This is a genomic window from Streptomyces sp. NPDC059443, from assembly GCF_042750105.1.
Classification (GTDB): Bacteria; Actinomycetota; Actinomycetes; order Streptomycetales; family Streptomycetaceae; genus Streptomyces.
Genome location: NZ_JBHYVM010000039.1, coordinates 2,377 through 17,402, shown reverse-complemented (window position 1 = coordinate 17,402; position 15,026 = coordinate 2,377). Strand labels below are relative to the sequence as shown.

The following is a 15,026-nucleotide window of genomic DNA, read 5'->3' as shown; positions in this document are numbered from 1 at the left end:
CACACCCACCCCGGCCGGCGCCCTGTTCGCCGCGCCCTAGCGGACCCGGCGGCGGGGGGGGCCGCGCGCCCGGGCTCCGCCCGCCCCCCGGTTCGCGGCCAAGGAAGCACTCGCCAAGGCGCTCGGCGCACCCGGCGGGCTGCTGTGGACCGACGCCGAGGTGTACGTCGAGGACAGCGGGCAGCCGCGCCTGCGGGTGTCCGGGACGGTCCGGGCACGGGCGGCGGAACTGGGCGTGCGCTCCTGGCACATCTCGCTGAGCCACGACGCGGGCATCGCCTCCGCTGTGGTGATCGCCGAGGGATAGCGGGCAGGGTGGTCCCATGCGAACTGCCTACAGCGTGGAGACCGTACGGGCCGCCGAGCGCGAGCTGATGGCCGAACTGCCCGAGGGCACCCTGATGCTGCGGGCGGCGGCCGGGCTGGCCGCCGTCTGCGCCCGGCTGCTGCCCCGGGTGTACGGGGCCCGGGTCGTCCTGCTCGTCGGCCCCGGGGACAACGGGGGCGACGCCCTGTACGCGGGCGCCCGCCTGGCCCGGCGCGGGGCCGGGGTGACGGCGGTACCGATGGATCCCGCGCGGCTGCACGCGGGCGGGCTGGCCGCGCTGCGGGCCGCCGGCGGCCGCGTGGCCGAGGAGGTGCCGCTCCGGGCGGACCTGGTCCTGGACGGGCTGGTCGGCATCGGCGGGCGCGGCGGGCTGCGCCCGGCGGCGGCCGCGCTGGTGGAGCGGATCCCGGCGGGCGCGGTGGTGGTGGCCGTGGACCTGCCGAGCGGGGTGGACGCGGACACGGGGGAGGTGGCGGGGGCGGCCGTCCGGGCCGATGTCACCGTGACCTTCGGGGCGTACAAGCCGGGACTGCTCATCGACCCGGGGGCCACCCGCGCCGGGGTGGTGCACCTGGTGGACATCGGGCTGTCCTTCCCGGCGCCGCCGGACGCGGAGGCCCTCCAGCACGCCGAGGTCGCCCGGCTGCTGCCGACGCCCACGCAGACGAGCGACAAGTACCGGCGGGGCGTGGTCGGGATCGTCGCCGGGTCGGCCCGCTACCCGGGTGCGGCGCTGCTCGCGGTGGCGGGGGCCCTGCGGGGCGGCGCGGGCGTGGTGCGGTACGTGGGACCGCCGGCGGTGGCGGACGCCGTGCTCGCGCGCTACCCCGAGACGCTGATCGGGCCCGGCCGGGTCCAGGCGTGGGTGGTCGGTCCGGGACTGGGCGAGGACCCGGCCGCGGCCGAGGTGCTGGCGCAGCCCGTGCCGGTCCTGGTGGACGCGGACGGGCTGCGCGGGCTGGACCCCCGGGCGCTGCGGGCGAGGCAGGCGGAGACGGTGCTGACCCCGCACGCGGGGGAGGCGGCCGCGCTGCTCGGGGTCGCGCGCGAGGTGGTGGAGGCGGGCCGGCTGGCGGCCGTACGGGAGCTGGCCGGGCGGTACGGGGCGACGGCGCTCCTGAAGGGCTCGACGACGCTGGTGGCCTCCGCGGGCGCACGGACGGTACGGGTGAACCCGACGGGCACGGCGTGGCTGGCCACGGCCGGGAGCGGGGACGTGCTGGCGGGCTTCGCGGGCTCGCTGCTGGCGGCCGGGCTGTCCGGGGCCGACGCGGCTTCGACGGCGGCGTACCTGCACGGCCTCGCGGGCCGCATCGCGGCGGACGGCGGCCCGCTGCTGGCCCACGACGTGGCGGCCGCCCTGCCCTCCGCCTGGCGCGACGTCGGCGCCGGCCGAGCTGCCGGCTGAGCCCCGTCCGAGCCCCCGGGGACCGCGCGCGGAGCCGTAGACGAGCGCGACGTTCGGGCTCTGAGAGACTGTGGGGGATGAACGAGACACCCACGCGCGTGTACGCCGAGATCGATCTTGACGCCGTACGGGCGAACGTGCGCGCGTTGCGCGAGCGGGCGCCCCGGGCCGAGGTGATGGCCGTAGTCAAGTCCGACGCCTACGGGCACGGCGCCGTGCCCTGCGCCCGCGCGGCCCTCGAAGCCGGTGCGACCTGGCTCGGGACCGCCACCCCCGAGGAGGCGCTCGCGCTGCGCGCCGCCGGGGTCGGCGGGCGGATCCTGTGCTGGCTGTGGACCCCCGGCGGGCCGTGGCGGGAGGCCATCGAGGCCGACGTGGACGTCGCCGTCAGCGGGATGTGGGCCCTGGAGGAAGTGCGCGCGGCCGCCCGCGCCGCCGGCCGCACGGCCCGGATCCAGCTCAAGGCCGACACCGGCCTCGGCCGCAACGGCTGCCAGCCCGCCGACTGGGCCGAGCTCGTCGGCGCGGCCGTCGCCGCCCAGGCCGAGGGCACGGTCCACGTCACCGGCCTCTGGTCGCACTTCGCCTGCGCCGACGAGCCGGGCCACCCCTCGATCGCGCTCCAGCTGAACGCCTTCCGCGACATGCTCGCGTACGCCGAGAAGGAGGGCATCGAGCCCGAGGTCCGGCACATCGCCAACTCGCCCGCGACCCTCACCCTGCCCGAGAGCCACTTCGACCTCGTCCGGTGCGGCCTCGCGGTGTACGGGGTCTCCCCGGCCCCCGAGCTCGGCACCCCCGCCCAGCTCGGGCTGCGCCCCGCCATGGCCCTGAAGGCCTTCGTGGCCCTGGTCAAGGAGGTCCCCGCCGGACACGGCGTCAGTTACGGGCACCACTACGTGACGGAGAACGAGACCCGGCTCGCGCTCATCCCGGCCGGCTACGCCGACGGCATCCCGCGGCACGCCTCCGGCCGCGGCCCCGTCCTGCTGGGGGACAAGGTGCGGTACGCCGCCGGACGCGTGGCCATGGACCAGTTCGTCGTGGACATCGGCCCCGAGGACCGGGTCCGGCCCGGCGACGAGGTGGTCATCTTCGGCGACGGCGAGCGGGGCGAGCCCACGGCCGAGGACTGGGCTCAAGCGGCGCACACGATCGCGTATGAGATCGTCACTCGTATCGGGGTCAGGGTTCCCCGGGTGTACCGCGACGGAAGTACCGCAACGGCTGAGTGAGGGCGGCGGCGTGAGCGAGAACTGGCGCAAGGCCGGCTGGGCCGGAGCGGCCATCGGCGTGATAGCCGCGGGCGCGGCGGCCGGTGTCGCGGTCGAACGGATCACCGTCGGGCGGGGCATGCGCATGAAGGCGCGCCTCGCCCTCGACGCGACCGGGGACTACGGCTCCCTGCGCGGCGCCCCCGGTCAGGCACGGGCCGAGGACGGCACCACGCTCTACTACGAGGTCGACGAACTGCCCGAGGAGGGCAAGCGGCGCCGGCTGCGCCGCAAGGCCCCGGCCCCGCCGACCGTGGTGTTCTGCCACGGCTACTGCCTCGCGCAGGACTCCTGGCACTTCCAGCGCGATGCCCTGCGCGGTGTGGTCCGCGCCGTGTACTGGGACCAGCGCAGCCACGGCCGCAGCGCCCGCGGCCTGGCCCAGGCCGAGGGCGAGCCGGTGACCTTCGAGCAGCTCGGCCGCGATCTGAAGGCCGTCATCGACGCCGCCGCACCCGAGGGCCCGCTGATCCTGGTCGGTCACTCGATGGGCGGTATGACCATCATGGGACTCGCGGACCAGTTCCCCGAGCTCATCCGGGACCGGGTGGCCGGGGTGGCCTTCGTCGGCACCTCCAGCGGCCACCTGGACCAGGTGACGTACGGGCTGCCCTCCGTGGGCTTCGGGGCGGTGCGCCGCCTGCTGCCCGGGGTGCTCAAGGCGCTCGGCTCCCAGGTGGAGCTGGTGGAGAAGGGCCGCCGCGCCACGGCGGACCTGTTCGCCGGCATGGTCAAGATGTACTCCTTCGCCTCGCCCGACGTGGACCCCGGCGTGGCCCGCTTCGCCGAGCGGCTCATCGAGGGCACCCCCATCGACGTGGTCGCCGAGTTCTACCCGGCCTTCCAGACCCACGACAAGACGGACGCGCTCCAGCGGTTCGCGGACATACCCGTCACCGTCATCGCCGGGGACCGCGACATGGTCACCCCGCCCGGCCACAGCCAGACCATCAAGGACGCGCTGCCCTCCGCCGAACTGGTCGTCCTGGAGTCCGCCGGGCACCTGATGATGCTGGAACACCCGGACACCGTGACCCGGCTGCTCACCGAGCTGCTGGCGCGCACCGGGGTGGTGTCCGCAGCGGCTAACGTTTCCGGTCATGGAAGAAGTACCGCAGGCAGCGGTTCCTGAAGCCGGAACCGAAGCGCACATCACCGTCGGCTCGCCCGACGCCATGCAGGACCTCGGCCGCCGGATCGCCGGTCTGCTGCGCCCCGGCGACCTCGTCCTGCTGACCGGGGAACTCGGCGCCGGCAAGACCACCTTGACCCGCGGCCTCGGCGAAGGCCTCGGCGTACGCGGGGCGGTGACCTCGCCGACCTTCGTGATCGCCCGGGTCCACCCGTCGCTGACCGGCGGCCCGGCACTGGTGCACGTGGACGCGTACCGGCTCGGCGGCGGGCTCGACGAGATGGAGGACCTGGACCTCGACGTCTCGCTGCCCGAGTCCGTGGTCGTCGTGGAGTGGGGCGACGGCAAGGTCGAGGAGCTGTCCGACGACCGGCTGCACGTGGTGATCCGGCGGGCGGTGGGGCACGAGGAGGTCCTGGACGACGTACGGGAGGTCGCGGTCCGGGGGATCGGCGGGCGCTGGTCGGCCGGGGCGGGTCTGGAGGCCCTCGCGGGCGTCCTCTCGGAATGAAAGTTCGCGGTTAACGTACCGACAACTCGTCGGCAAGATATTGCGCGGGCGGCAGGGCGCGTGGTCACATGGTGACGAGGGCTGGTTAGGCGTACCTAAGTACAGGCTGGCCCCGGCCAGGAGGCAGCCATGTCGGCAGCAGGAGCAGCACCACCGGGAGCGGCGGCACCGGGGGCGGGTGTCCCCCGCCCGTCCGGCGTGTCCATGGGGGCGCTGCTCGCCGCGGGCGCGGCCGCCAGCGCCGTGTCCACGCCGCCCGCGCGCGAGCGCGGCGGCGAACCGGATCCCGCCGCGGAGGCGGCCGCGGGAGAGGCGCTCGTACGGGAAGGGGCCGGGGAGGGCGAGCAGGCCGCTCCGGAGTCCGAAGCGGCCTGAAGGGTCGTCAAGGGGTGTGGAGGGCCGGGGTTGGCCTAGGCGCGTCCCCCGTTCGGGCGAACGTCAGGCGACGACGACGACCTTCGTGCCGATCGTCGCGAAGGCCCACATCGCGTCGCCGTCCGCGCGCGTCATACGGACGCCGCCGGTCTTCTTCGCCGGATCGGGCTCCGGGAGCGTGTTGTCCACGCGGGCGCTGAAACCGACCGTGATGCCCTGCGTGCTCGCGAACCGGACGACGTGCTCGATCGGCACCCCGTCCGAGCCGGTCACCGTGCCCGTGCGGTTGCCGACCGTGTAGCTGCCCGGCGCCGGGTGGACCGTGCTCGGCATCACCGTGAACGACTTCGGATCCTCACCGGTGGCGCTCACCAGCCACACCCGCTTCGCGCCGATCGAGTACACGACGCGCATCCCGGTGCCGGAACCGGCCGGGACGGCCACCGGCTTGCCCGGGTCCGCCTTCGCGGCGCCGGAAGGGCTCGGGGAGGGGGACGGGCTCTGCGCGACGGCCTTCTGAGGGTGCGCGGGAGCGGAGGCGGAGGCCTGGTAGCCGAGGAAGCCGATCGCGGCGAGTGCCGCGACGGTGAGCCCGGCCACGATTCCCGAGCTGCTGCGTGCCACCTTGGTCCACCTCTCCGCATGGTCTGGGGGGTCCCGACGCCTTGATCGGTGACACCTGGGTCGAAGGTAGCAGCCGGGCCGCTTCCAGACCGGCCGCAAGGGCCCGGGGCCCGGGAGTCGTAGGCTGTTCGCGTGCTCTTGCTCGCTGTAGATACCGCCACGCCCGCCGTCACCGTCGCCCTGCACGACGGCGAGTCCGTCCTCGCCGAGTCGAACCAGGTCGACGCCCGCCGCCACGGGGAGCTCCTGCTGCCCTCCGTCGACAAGGTCCTCGCCGAGGCGGGGGTCAAGCTCGAAGCCGTCACCGGCATCGTCGTCGGCGTCGGCCCCGGCCCCTACACCGGGCTGCGCGTCGGACTCGTCACCGCCTCCACCTTCGCCTCCGTCCTCGGCGTGCCCGTGCACGGGCTGTGCACCCTCGACGGCCTCGCCTACGCGGCCGGTGCCGCCGGGATCGAGGGCCCCTTCACCGTGGCCACCGACGCGCGGCGCAAGGAGGTCTACTGGGCCCGGTACGAGGACCCGCGCACCCGGGTCGGCGAGCCCGCGGTGGACCGGCCGGCCGACATCGCCGAGCGGGTCGCGGGACTGCCCGCCGTCGGGCAGGGCGCGCAGCTCTACCCGGAGGTCTTCACCGACGCCCGCGCCCCGGAGCACCAGAGCGCCGCCGCGCTGGCGGCCCTGGCGGTGGAACGGCTGGCGGCCGGAGAAGAGTTCCTGCCCGCGACCCCGCTCTACCTGCGCCGCCCCGACGCGCAGGTGCCCAAGAACTACAAGGTGGTCACCCCGCAGTGACCACCGCCGCCGTACTGCGCGAAATGCGCTGGTGGGACATCGAGCCGGTGCTGGAGCTGGAGCACGAGCTGTTCCCCGAGGACGCCTGGTCCGCCGGGATGTTCTGGTCCGAGCTCGCGCACGCCCGCGGCCCGGGGGCCACCCGCCGCTACGTCGTGGCCGAAGACGAAAGCGGCCGCCTGGTCGGCTACGCCGGGCTGGCCGCCGCCGGAGACCTGGGCGACGTACAGACCATCGCCGCCGCCCGCGACCAGTGGGGCACCGGGCTCGGTGCCCGGCTGCTGACCGACCTGCTGCGCGCGGCCAGCGATTTCGAGTGCGCCGAGGTGCTGCTGGAGGTGCGGGTCGACAACACCCGGGCCCAGAAGCTGTACGCGCGCTTCGGCTTCGAGCCGATCGGCTTCCGACGCGGCTACTACCAGCCCGGCAACGTGGACGCGCTCGTGATGCGCCGCATTTCCGACCCCGAACACTCCGTCCAGGCGGACGGACCCGTACAAGGTGAGACGACCCATGGCTGACGAACCGCTCGTCCTCGGCATCGAGACCTCCTGCGACGAGACCGGCGTCGGCATCGTCCGGGGCACCACCCTCCTCGCGGACTCCATCGCGTCGAGCGTCGACGAGCACGCCCGCTTCGGCGGGGTCGTGCCCGAGGTGGCCTCCCGCGCGCACCTGGAGGCGATGGTCCCCACCATCGAGCGCGCCCTGAAGACGGCCGGGGTCAGCGCCCGCGACCTCGACGGCATCGCCGTCACCGCCGGGCCCGGCCTCGCGGGGGCGCTGCTGGTGGGCGTCTCGGCCGCGAAGGCGTACGCGTACGCCCTGGGCAAGCCGCTGTACGGGGTGAACCACCTGGCCTCGCACATCTGCGTGGACCAGCTGGAGCACGGGCCGCTGCCGGAGCCGACGATGGCGCTGCTGGTCTCCGGCGGGCACTCCTCGCTGCTGCTGGCCCCCGACATCACCACCGACGTGCGCCCGCTCGGCGCGACCATCGACGACGCGGCCGGCGAGGCCTTCGACAAGATCGCGCGCGTGCTCCAGCTGGGCTTCCCCGGCGGCCCGGTCATCGACCGGCTCGCGCGCGAGGGGGACCCGAAGGCGATCAGCTTCCCGCGCGGGCTGACGGGGCCGCGCGACGCGGCGTACGACTTCTCCTTCTCCGGGCTCAAGACGGCCGTCGCCCGCTGGATCGAGGCGAAGCGGAAGGCGGGCGAGGAGGTGCCGGTGCGCGATGTGGCGGCCTCCTTCCAGGAAGCCGTGGTGGACGTGCTGACGCGCAAGGCGATCCGCGCGTGCAAGGACGAGGGCGTCGACCACCTGATGATCGGCGGCGGTGTCGCGGCCAATTCCCGGCTGCGCTCGCTCGCGCAGGAGCGCTGCGACGCCGCGGGGATCATCCTGCGGGTGCCGCGGCCGGGGCTGTGCACGGACAACGGCGCGATGGTGGCGGCGCTGGGCGCGGAGATGGTCAAGCGGAACAGGCCCGCCTCGGACTGGGACCTGTCGGCGGACTCCTCGCTGCCGGTGACGGACCCGCACGTTCCCGGCCGTTCTTCCGGCCATTCTCACGGGGAGGGCCCCGGTCACGGGCATGACCACGGCCACGACCACGGCCACGGCCACGGGGCCGGGCACGACCACGACCACGTGCACGAGCTGAGCAAGGACAACCTGTACTCGTGAGCACCGTCGCGCTGATGTGGGAGGCCCGGTCCGTGCCCGGACGGGGCAACGAGCTCCTGGAGTGGGCCCGTTCGCGGGTGCTCGCCCAAGAGCCGGTGCGGCGCGAGGTGTTCCGGGCCCCGCAGGACCGGGTGCTCGTGATCACCTGGTGGGAGACCCCCGAGGGGGTCGCCGCGGATCTGCCCGAACTCCCGGAGCCCGACGCCGACTTGATCACCCGGGCGGTGCACCGCTGGCGCTTCGAATCGGTGGAGGCCGTGGAGGGCGGCGGAGGCTGATCCTCCGGCAGGGGTCCGGCGGAGGCCGTGGTGCGTGGCGCTATGGTCATGCGCATGCCCCGCCGTGACCTGCCGCCACCGCCCCCTCCCGCGCACCTGCGCGCGTGGCTCGACGAGAAGACCGTACGGGCCGACCGCGCCCGCTTCCTGAGCGAACTCGGGCGGCGCAGCCTCGGCTTCGGGCGGCTGCTGCTCCTCTGGGCGGTCTCGGCGGTCTTCGCCCTCGGCTGGTCCTTCGTCGGCATGGCCCTGATGGCCTTCGAGACGGCCGACCCGTTCTCGTACCTCTTCGGCCTCATCTTCGCGGTGCTCGGCGTGGGCGTGCTGATACCGGCCGGGTTCTGGTTCGCCTGGGGCGCCAGGCAGGACCGGCAGATCCGCCGGCTGATGTGCGCGTGGGCGGAGCTGGGCCGGGACCCGGCCGCCGACTCCGCGGTACGCGCCCCGGGGCGGAGCCTGACCTGGCTGCTGACCTCGTTCCTGCTGGGCGCGCTCGGGCTCTGGGTGACCTTCGGGGCGGCGGTGTCGGCCCGGCCGGGCTCGGACACCTACGGCGAGGTCGCGTACACGATGGGCCTCGGCATGATCCTGTGGGTCACCGGCCTGCTGGGCCTCGGCAAGGCGGGCGCGCACTACCGCTGGGCGGTACGGGCCTTCGGCGGCGGCGACCCGGTCCACCCGGCCGCCGGCTAGCGGCCGGGGCGGCGGCCAGCGGCTACCCGGCCGTCAGGGCCTGGCCGTCGGCGAGCCGATCAGCATCGAGGGCGCCCCCGCGACCCGGGTCAGGAACACGGTCGCGGAGTTCGGCCCCTGCGGCTTCACCTTCCGGCGCAGCTCCTCCGGCTCGATCGCCGAGCCGCGCTTCTTCACCGTCAGGATGCCGACCCCGCGCTCGCGCATCAGGGCCTTGAGCTTCTTGAGGCCGAAGGGCAGTACGTCGGTGATCTCGTACGAGGTCGCGTACGGGGTCTCGCGCAGCTCGTCGGCGGTGATGTACGCGATCGTCGGGTCGATCAGCCGGCCGTCCAGCTGCTCCGCGACCTCGGCGACGAGGTGGGCCCGGATCACGGCCCCGTCGGGCTCGTAGAGGTAGCGGCCGACCGGACCGGCCTCGGGGTCGGGCAGCGGATCGGCGGTCGCCAGCGCGCGCGGGCCGGGCAGCAGGGTCGCTCGGATTTCGCCCGGAGCGGTCCCGAACCACAGGACGGCCTCCTTCACGTCCCCCTGGTCGGAGATCCACTCGGCCTCGGCCTCGGCGGGGACCGCCTCGTGGGGGATCCCGGGCGCGATCTTGATCGCGGCGAACTTCGCGGCGCGGGCGGTGGCGATCGCCCAGGACAGCGGCGGGGAGTAGGACTCGGGGTCGAAGATACGGCCGCGTCCGCCGCGCCGGGCGGGGTCGATGAACACGGCGTCGTAGCCCGCGGTGTCCACCTCCGTCACGTCCGCCTCCCGTACCTCGATCAGGTCCGCCAGCCCCAGCGCCTCGGCGTTGGCGCGCGCGACGGCGACGGTCAGCGGGTCGTGGTCCACCGCCAGTACGCGGATGCCGAGCCGGGCCAGGGCCAGGGCGTCGCCGCCGATCCCGCAGCACAGGTCCGCGAGGCTCCGTACGCCCAGGGCGGCCAGCCGCTCGGCGCGGTACGAGGCCACGGAGGCGCGGGTGGCCATCTCGCCGCCGCCGGGGGTGAAGTACATCCGGTGGGCGTCCCCGGCCCCGAACTTCGCCACCGCGCGCTGCCGCAGCCGGGCCTGGCCGAGGGCGGCGGAGACCAGTGCGGCGGGGTGCTCGCGGCGCAGCCGGGTGGCCACGGCGAGCTCCTGGGCGGGGTCGTACTCCCGGAGCGAGTCGAGGAGGGCGCTGCCCTCGGGGGTGAGGAGCGCGGCGAAGTCTTCGGGGGTCACGGGGTCCATTGTCGGCCACGGTGGGCCACTCGATGGAAGGTCGAGTTCCCATCGAGGTGTCGGGCGGCGCGCGGGCGTGACGGCTGCAAAGATGCCCAGCTATGCAGCTAGTCCGACAAAAGGAACATAAGACGCAACAGGGTCACCGGATCGCGGCAGGCGCGCGAGGCCGGTTGGGGATGGCCGCGATGGCCGCACTGCTGGTCGCCGGGTTGGCGACGGGGTGCGGATCCAGCGGCTCCGGAGCGCCGGACAAGGCCGCGAAGGCGAAGGCGGCCGCCGGCGCCGAGGGGCCCGGCGCGGCCGGTGCACTCGGCAACTACGCCGAGAAGCTGAAGGCCGCCCAGCAGGCGCGGATCGTCGCCGCGAAGAAGTGGGGCCTGGCCAAACCGCCGCTCATGGCCCCGGTGGCGCCCAAGGAGAAGCCCGAGATCACCACCCGCAAGGGCTTCGAGGTCGAGGACGGCGACAGCCTGCCGCCGGTCTTCACCACCGTCCCCACGGAGGAGAAGGTCGTCTTCCTGACGATCGACGACGGCGCCGAGAAGGACCCCGAGTTCCTGAAGATGATGCAGGAGCTCAAGCTCCCGTACACCGCGTTCCTGAGCGACTACCTGGTGCGGGACAATTACCCGTACTTCAAGGAGATGCAGGCCGCGGGCGTCACCCTGAACAACCACACGCTCAACCACCGCTACATGCCGGCGCTCTCCTACGAGAAGCAGCACCAGGAGATCTGCGGGCAGCAGGACACGATCGAGAAGCAGTTCGGCAAGCGGCCCACGCTGTTCCGCCCGCCGTACGGCAACTACAACGAGGACACGCTGCGCGCGGCCAAGTCCTGCGGGATCAAGCACGTCCCCCTCTGGAACGAGGAGGCCTTCCCGGACCGCATGGACTGGCGCGAATGGGACCGTGATCTGCATCCTGGTGACATCATCCTCACGCACTTCCGGGGCAAGGAAGACTGGAAGGGCAGCATGACTGACATGATCCGTCACGTCATGAAGACCGTCACGGACAAGGGTTATGCCGTGGGCCGCTTGGAGGATTACTTGTGAGGTACGCGCGCCGGTTGGTAGCCGGAATGCTGACGGCCGGCGCGCTGGCGCTGTCCCTGACGGGGTGCGGGAACAGCGTGGACCCCATCGAACGGCTGGGCCGCAAGTCGACGGAGGCCAGAACGTCTCCGTCGGCTTCCCCCTCGTCCTCCCCCTCGGGAGCGGCGGCCGCGGGTGACGAGGCGTACAAGAAGTGGGGCCTGAGCGCCCCCCTCCAGTACGCCCCCAAGCCGGCCGTCAAACCCCAGATCCCGCCGGCCAAGCCCGGCCGGGTCCAGGTCATCGACCGAATACCCGTCCCGGCGGACGACAAGGTCGTCTTCCTGACGTTCGACGACGGCGCGGAGAAGAACCCCGAGTTCCTGAAGATGGCGGCCGACCTGAAGCTGCCGATCAGCATGTTCCTGACGGACAACATCGCCTCGTCGGACTACGGCCACTTCGAGAAGCTCCGCGACAACGGCTCCAACAGCACGATAAACAACCACACGCTGACGCACCCGAACCTCAAGACCCTGTCCTTCGCGGCACAGAAGAAAGAGATATGCGGTCAGCAGGAACGCCTGGAGAAGCGGTTCGGCACGAAGCCGACCCGCTTCCGCCCGCCGTACGGCAACTACAACGACGACACCCTCAGGGCCGCGAACGAGTGCGGGATCTCGCAGCTCCTCCTGTGGCGCGTGTCGATGCAGATCAACAACTTCCAGTACGCCGAGGGCTCGGCCCTCAAGCCGGGCGACATCATCCTGGCCCACTTCCGCGGCCCCGCCGAGCTCAAGGGCTCGACGGAGATCGAGATGACCCAGCGGATGCTCCAGCGGATACAGGAGCAGGGGTACAAGATCGGGCGGCTGGAGGACTACCTCTAGTGCGGCGCCTGACGCGGCACTAGGAACCCGTGGGGCCCGGACCGGACACCACGGGGGTGATCGTCGTTTCCACCGGGCCCAGGGAATCCGCCTCGCGCTGGCGTTCCGCGCTGTCGGAGATCCGCAGCAGCAGGGCGATCATGACCCAGTTGGCCAGGAGCGACGAGCCGCCCGCCGCCAGGAAGGGCAGGGCCTTGCCCGTCAGGGGGATCAGCCCCGTGACTCCGCCCGCCACCACGAAGACCTGGAGGGCCAGCGCGGCGGAGAGGCCCACCGCCAGCAGCTTGCCGAACGGGTCGCGCGCGCCCAGGGCCATCCGCAGCCCCCGCTGCACGAGGAGCGCGTAGAGGATCAGGACGGCCATGACGCCGGCCAGGCCCAGCTCCTCGCCGACCGTGGTGAGGATGAAGTCGCTGCGGCCGGCGAACTTGATCAGCTCCGGGTGGCCCATGCCGAGCCCCGTGCCCGAGATGCCGCCCGTGCCGAAGCTGAACAGCGCCTGCGCCGACTGGTCCGAGACGACGCCCGGCGGCCGGTCCTTCCAGTAGTACGACAGCGGGTTCAACCAGGCGGCCACGCGGCCCTTGACGTGCGGTTCCGTGGAGCCCACGACGAAGGCGCCCGCCGCGGCCATGAGCAGGCCGCAGACGATCCAGCTGGTGCGCTCCGTGGCCACGTAGAGCATCACCACGAAGACGCCGAAGAAGATCAGCGAGGTGCCGAGGTCGCGCTCGAAGACCAGCACCAGCAGCGAGATGATCCACACCGTGATGATCGGCCCGAGCTGGCGCATCGGGGGCAGCCGCATGCCCAGGAACTTGCGGCCCGACAGGGCCAGCGCGTCGCGGTGGATGACCAGGTAGCCCGCGAAGAAGACCGAGATCATGATCTTCACGAACTCGCCCGGCTGGACCGAGAGGCCGCCGATGACGATCCAGCGCTTCGCGCCGTAGGTGTCCGCGCCGAAGAACGCCGGCGCGATCAGCAGCACCAGCGCGACGACCATCGTGATGTAGATGAACCGCTGGAGCAGCCGGTGGTCGCGCAGGACCCACAGCACGGCGATGCACGCGGCGACGCCGATCACCGACCAGAGCAGCTGGCCGGGCGCGTTCGCCGTCGACTTGTACCGCTCGATGTACCCCTGGTCGAGCCGGTGCAGCAGCACCAGCCCCAGCCCTGTCAGCAGCATGGCGAGCGGGAAGACCAGCGGATCCGCGTACGCGGCGAACCGGCGCACGGCCAGATGCCCCACCAGCGCGAGCAGCGTCATGCTGACCGTGAAGCCGGTGAGGTTGGGCGGCAGCGCGTCGTTCATCGCCAGCCCCGCGCTGGCATGGCCGGCCACGGTGATGCCGACGACCAGGACGAGCAGCAGCGCTTCGGTGCGGCGGCGCGCGCCCGCCGTCGTCAGGGGTTTCAGTCCACGCACGGGACGCCGCCGCCATCGATGGCAGGGGTTCCGCTGCTCTTCGGGGACGGAGCGGGCGCGGGGAAGGGCGACCCTGCCGGGGAGGGCGACCCTGCCGGGGAGGGAGCGGTGCCCGGTGCGCTCGGGCTCGCAGAGGCCTTGGGCCCGATCTGCTCGGCAATGAGTCGCTTTATCTTCATATCGTCTACGACGTTTATTTCAGCACCATGGTTCCTGTCGAAGCCTTCGATGGGAAGGGTCACAAACTCCACGTTGCCCCCCGACAGGTTCTTCGCCTGCTTCACGAACGACAGCAGGTCCCACCCCTGATCGGTGACCACGTCCTGTTTCGCGGTGTCGATCAGTTTGAGCAGCTTCACCGGGTCGGTGAAGGTCCCGGCCTGGTTCAGCTTGTACGTCGCCCCCGCCAGGAAGGCCTGCTGCCGCTTCGTGCGGTCCAGATCGCCCATGGTCAGCCCGTGCCGCTGCCGTACGAAGGCCAGCGACTGCTGGCCGTTCAGCGTCTGCGGTCCCGCCGGGAAGTCGGCGCCCGAGAAGCCGTCCTTCACGGGGTGCTTCAAACACACCGGTACGCCGCCCAGGGCGTCCGCCAGGTGGTAGAAACCGGCCAGGTTCAGCTCGGCGAAGTGGTCGATCGGGACGCCGAGGAACGCGCGGACCGTCTCGATCTCGGCCTTCCGCCCCGCCTCGCGCCCCTCGCGCTCCAGCTGCCGCCGGTCCTTGACCCCCTGGGCGGCGAGCTCGTCCTCGTGCTTGGCCTTCGCCCGCCCGTACGCCTCCTTGATCTTGGCCTTGCCGGTGAACTCGGGTACGCCGTGCATCTCGACGAAGTCGTCGCGCGGCACCGAGAAGGCCTTCGCCCTGCCCCCGTCGCCGGGCACGTGGAGCAGGATCAGGGTGTTGGTGTTGTAGCCGCCGATGTCGGAGCTGCCCGCGTGCAGCTTGTCGAGGACGTCCTCGGGCAGCGGCTCGCCGTTCTGGTCGCGGCGGCTGTCCAGGCCCATCAGCAGGATGTTCGTATCGCCGTACTTCGACTTCTCGGCGCCCTCCAGGGCCTTGGAGCTGCCGATGGTGGAGACGAGGTCGCGGTACAGGTACCAGGCGGTGCCCCCCGCGAGCACCACCAGTGCGCAGGTTCCGGCCAGCAGGGTCCGGGCGAGCCGCGTCCGGCGCGAAGGCCTGCGGCTGCGGGTCGCGGGGGCCTGCTGGTCCTGGGGCTTCCTGCGGTGGGCGCTCATGCATCCCGATGCTGGGGGAGCGGCGCTGAAGGAAACCTGAGGGTCCTGAAGGCGCTTTCAGGGGCCGGGTGCGGCGCCGTGGCCGGTGTGGTGGGGGTGGGTGGTGT

Annotated in this window: 16 protein-coding genes and 1 pseudogene; 13 read left to right on the top strand and 4 right to left on the bottom strand. The window is 72.8% G+C overall.

The window, feature by feature from the left end; all coding sequences use genetic code 11:
- Positions 1-69 precede the first annotated feature (69 nt).
- From ACFXDJ_RS30085 to ACFXDJ_RS30060, 6 genes and pseudogenes are all read left to right on the top strand, one after another.
- Positions 70-307, top strand: a pseudogene (locus tag ACFXDJ_RS30085) (holo-ACP synthase); the annotation flags it as partial.
- 16 nt (positions 308-323) lie between these two features.
- Entirely contained in the window at positions 324-1,736 is a 1,413-nt protein-coding gene (locus tag ACFXDJ_RS30080) for an NAD(P)H-hydrate dehydratase (RefSeq protein WP_384850912.1), read from the top strand.
- Positions 1,737-1,813: 77 nt separating this feature from the next.
- Positions 1,814-2,971: an alanine racemase gene (gene alr, locus ACFXDJ_RS30075; protein WP_384655212.1), complete on the top strand. Its 1,158-nt coding sequence runs from the start codon at positions 1,814-1,816 to the stop codon at positions 2,969-2,971.
- Positions 2,972-2,981: 10 nt separating this feature from the next.
- The gene (locus ACFXDJ_RS30070; RefSeq protein WP_384655210.1) at positions 2,982-4,142 is read left to right on the top strand and encodes an alpha/beta fold hydrolase; all 1,161 of its coding nucleotides are present in this window, start codon (positions 2,982-2,984) and stop codon (positions 4,140-4,142) included.
- Positions 4,111-4,653: a tRNA (adenosine(37)-N6)-threonylcarbamoyltransferase complex ATPase subunit type 1 TsaE gene (tsaE, locus tag ACFXDJ_RS30065; protein WP_384655207.1), complete on the top strand. Its 543-nt coding sequence runs from the start codon at positions 4,111-4,113 to the stop codon at positions 4,651-4,653. The genes ACFXDJ_RS30070 and tsaE overlap by 32 nt, the downstream gene beginning before the upstream one ends.
- A 129-nt stretch (positions 4,654-4,782) precedes the next feature.
- Positions 4,783-5,028, top strand: coding sequence for a hypothetical protein (locus ACFXDJ_RS30060; RefSeq protein ID WP_384850910.1), 246 nt, complete (start codon positions 4,783-4,785; stop codon positions 5,026-5,028).
- A gap of 63 nt (positions 5,029-5,091) precedes the next feature.
- On the opposite strand, the gene ACFXDJ_RS30055 is transcribed toward ACFXDJ_RS30060, so the two are convergent.
- Positions 5,092-5,652, bottom strand: coding sequence for a hypothetical protein (locus ACFXDJ_RS30055; RefSeq protein WP_384655201.1), 561 nt, complete (start codon positions 5,650-5,652; stop codon positions 5,092-5,094).
- Between the two features lie 132 nt (positions 5,653-5,784).
- Here ACFXDJ_RS30055 and tsaB point away from each other — a divergent pair, with 132 nt between their 5' ends.
- Genes tsaB through ACFXDJ_RS30030 form a run of 5 tightly spaced genes read left to right on the top strand, consistent with a single transcriptional unit; the run spans position 5,785 to position 9,107 of the window.
- Positions 5,785-6,447 (top strand): tRNA (adenosine(37)-N6)-threonylcarbamoyltransferase complex dimerization subunit type 1 TsaB, encoded by a 663-nt coding sequence (tsaB, locus tag ACFXDJ_RS30050; RefSeq protein WP_384655198.1) that lies wholly within the window; start codon positions 5,785-5,787, stop codon positions 6,445-6,447.
- 23 nt (positions 6,448-6,470) lie between these two features.
- The gene (gene rimI / locus ACFXDJ_RS30045; RefSeq protein ID WP_384850921.1) at positions 6,471-6,968 is read left to right on the top strand and encodes a ribosomal protein S18-alanine N-acetyltransferase; all 498 of its coding nucleotides are present in this window, start codon (positions 6,471-6,473) and stop codon (positions 6,966-6,968) included.
- Complete coding sequence (gene tsaD, locus ACFXDJ_RS30040) at positions 6,961-8,136, top strand: tRNA (adenosine(37)-N6)-threonylcarbamoyltransferase complex transferase subunit TsaD (protein WP_384655195.1); 1,176 nt, start codon at positions 6,961-6,963, stop codon at positions 8,134-8,136. Before rimI ends, tsaD begins: the two co-directional genes overlap by 8 nt.
- Positions 8,137-8,150: 14 nt before the next feature.
- Positions 8,151-8,414, top strand: a complete 264-nt coding sequence (locus tag ACFXDJ_RS30035) for a hypothetical protein (protein ID WP_384850919.1) — start codon at positions 8,151-8,153, stop codon at positions 8,412-8,414.
- A gap of 54 nt (positions 8,415-8,468) precedes the next feature.
- A complete protein-coding gene (locus tag ACFXDJ_RS30030; RefSeq protein WP_384655192.1) occupies positions 8,469-9,107 on the top strand; it encodes a hypothetical protein in 639 nt (212 codons plus the stop codon).
- Between the two features lie 33 nt (positions 9,108-9,140).
- On the opposite strand, the gene ACFXDJ_RS30025 is transcribed toward ACFXDJ_RS30030, so the two are convergent.
- Positions 9,141-10,328: a methyltransferase domain-containing protein gene (locus ACFXDJ_RS30025; protein WP_384850908.1), complete on the bottom strand. Its 1,188-nt coding sequence runs from the start codon at positions 10,326-10,328 to the stop codon at positions 9,141-9,143.
- Positions 10,329-10,420: 92 nt separating this feature from the next.
- Here ACFXDJ_RS30025 and ACFXDJ_RS30020 point away from each other — a divergent pair, with 92 nt between their 5' ends.
- Together ACFXDJ_RS30020 and ACFXDJ_RS30015 are read left to right on the top strand one after the other, a co-directional pair.
- Positions 10,421-11,380 carry a polysaccharide deacetylase family protein gene (locus tag ACFXDJ_RS30020; RefSeq protein WP_384655188.1) on the top strand — a complete coding sequence of 320 codons (960 nt, stop codon included), beginning with the start codon at positions 10,421-10,423 and terminating at the stop codon, positions 11,378-11,380.
- Complete coding sequence (locus ACFXDJ_RS30015; protein ID WP_384655185.1) at positions 11,377-12,249, top strand: polysaccharide deacetylase family protein; 873 nt, start codon at positions 11,377-11,379, stop codon at positions 12,247-12,249. The genes ACFXDJ_RS30020 and ACFXDJ_RS30015 overlap by 4 nt, the downstream gene beginning before the upstream one ends.
- A gap of 19 nt (positions 12,250-12,268) precedes the next feature.
- Here ACFXDJ_RS30015 and ACFXDJ_RS30010 read toward each other — a convergent pair whose 3' ends face one another.
- Positions 12,269-13,681, bottom strand: coding sequence for an FtsW/RodA/SpoVE family cell cycle protein (locus ACFXDJ_RS30010; RefSeq protein ID WP_384655182.1), 1,413 nt, complete (start codon positions 13,679-13,681; stop codon positions 12,269-12,271).
- Complete coding sequence (locus ACFXDJ_RS30005) at positions 13,669-14,919, bottom strand: LCP family protein (protein WP_384655179.1); 1,251 nt, start codon at positions 14,917-14,919, stop codon at positions 13,669-13,671. The genes ACFXDJ_RS30010 and ACFXDJ_RS30005 overlap by 13 nt, the downstream gene beginning before the upstream one ends.
- Between the last annotated feature and the right edge of the window lie 107 nt (positions 14,920-15,026).

What these genes read in the sequence shown, in the direction of transcription:
- tsaE (WP_384655207.1), top strand. Translation starts at nt 4,111, where the DNA reads ATGGAAGAAGTACCGCAGGCAGCGGTTCCTGAAGCCGGAACCGAAGCG.
- rimI (WP_384850921.1), top strand. Translation starts at nt 6,471, where the DNA reads ATGCGCTGGTGGGACATCGAGCCGGTGCTGGAGCTGGAGCACGAGCTG.
- ACFXDJ_RS30025 (WP_384850908.1), bottom strand. Translation starts at nt 10,328, where the DNA reads ATGGACCCCGTGACCCCCGAAGACTTCGCCGCGCTCCTCACCCCCGAG.
- ACFXDJ_RS30030 (WP_384655192.1), top strand. Translation starts at nt 8,469, where the DNA reads ATGCCCCGCCGTGACCTGCCGCCACCGCCCCCTCCCGCGCACCTGCGC.
- ACFXDJ_RS30080 (WP_384850912.1), top strand. Translation starts at nt 324, where the DNA reads ATGCGAACTGCCTACAGCGTGGAGACCGTACGGGCCGCCGAGCGCGAG.
- alr (WP_384655212.1), top strand. Translation starts at nt 1,814, where the DNA reads ATGAACGAGACACCCACGCGCGTGTACGCCGAGATCGATCTTGACGCC.
- ACFXDJ_RS30020 (WP_384655188.1), top strand. Translation starts at nt 10,421, where the DNA reads ATGCAGCTAGTCCGACAAAAGGAACATAAGACGCAACAGGGTCACCGG.
- tsaD (WP_384655195.1), top strand. Translation starts at nt 6,961, where the DNA reads ATGGCTGACGAACCGCTCGTCCTCGGCATCGAGACCTCCTGCGACGAG.
- ACFXDJ_RS30005 (WP_384655179.1), bottom strand. Translation starts at nt 14,919, where the DNA reads ATGAGCGCCCACCGCAGGAAGCCCCAGGACCAGCAGGCCCCCGCGACC.
- ACFXDJ_RS30035 (WP_384850919.1), top strand. Translation starts at nt 8,151, where the DNA reads ATGTGGGAGGCCCGGTCCGTGCCCGGACGGGGCAACGAGCTCCTGGAG.
- ACFXDJ_RS30060 (WP_384850910.1), top strand. Translation starts at nt 4,783, where the DNA reads ATGTCGGCAGCAGGAGCAGCACCACCGGGAGCGGCGGCACCGGGGGCG.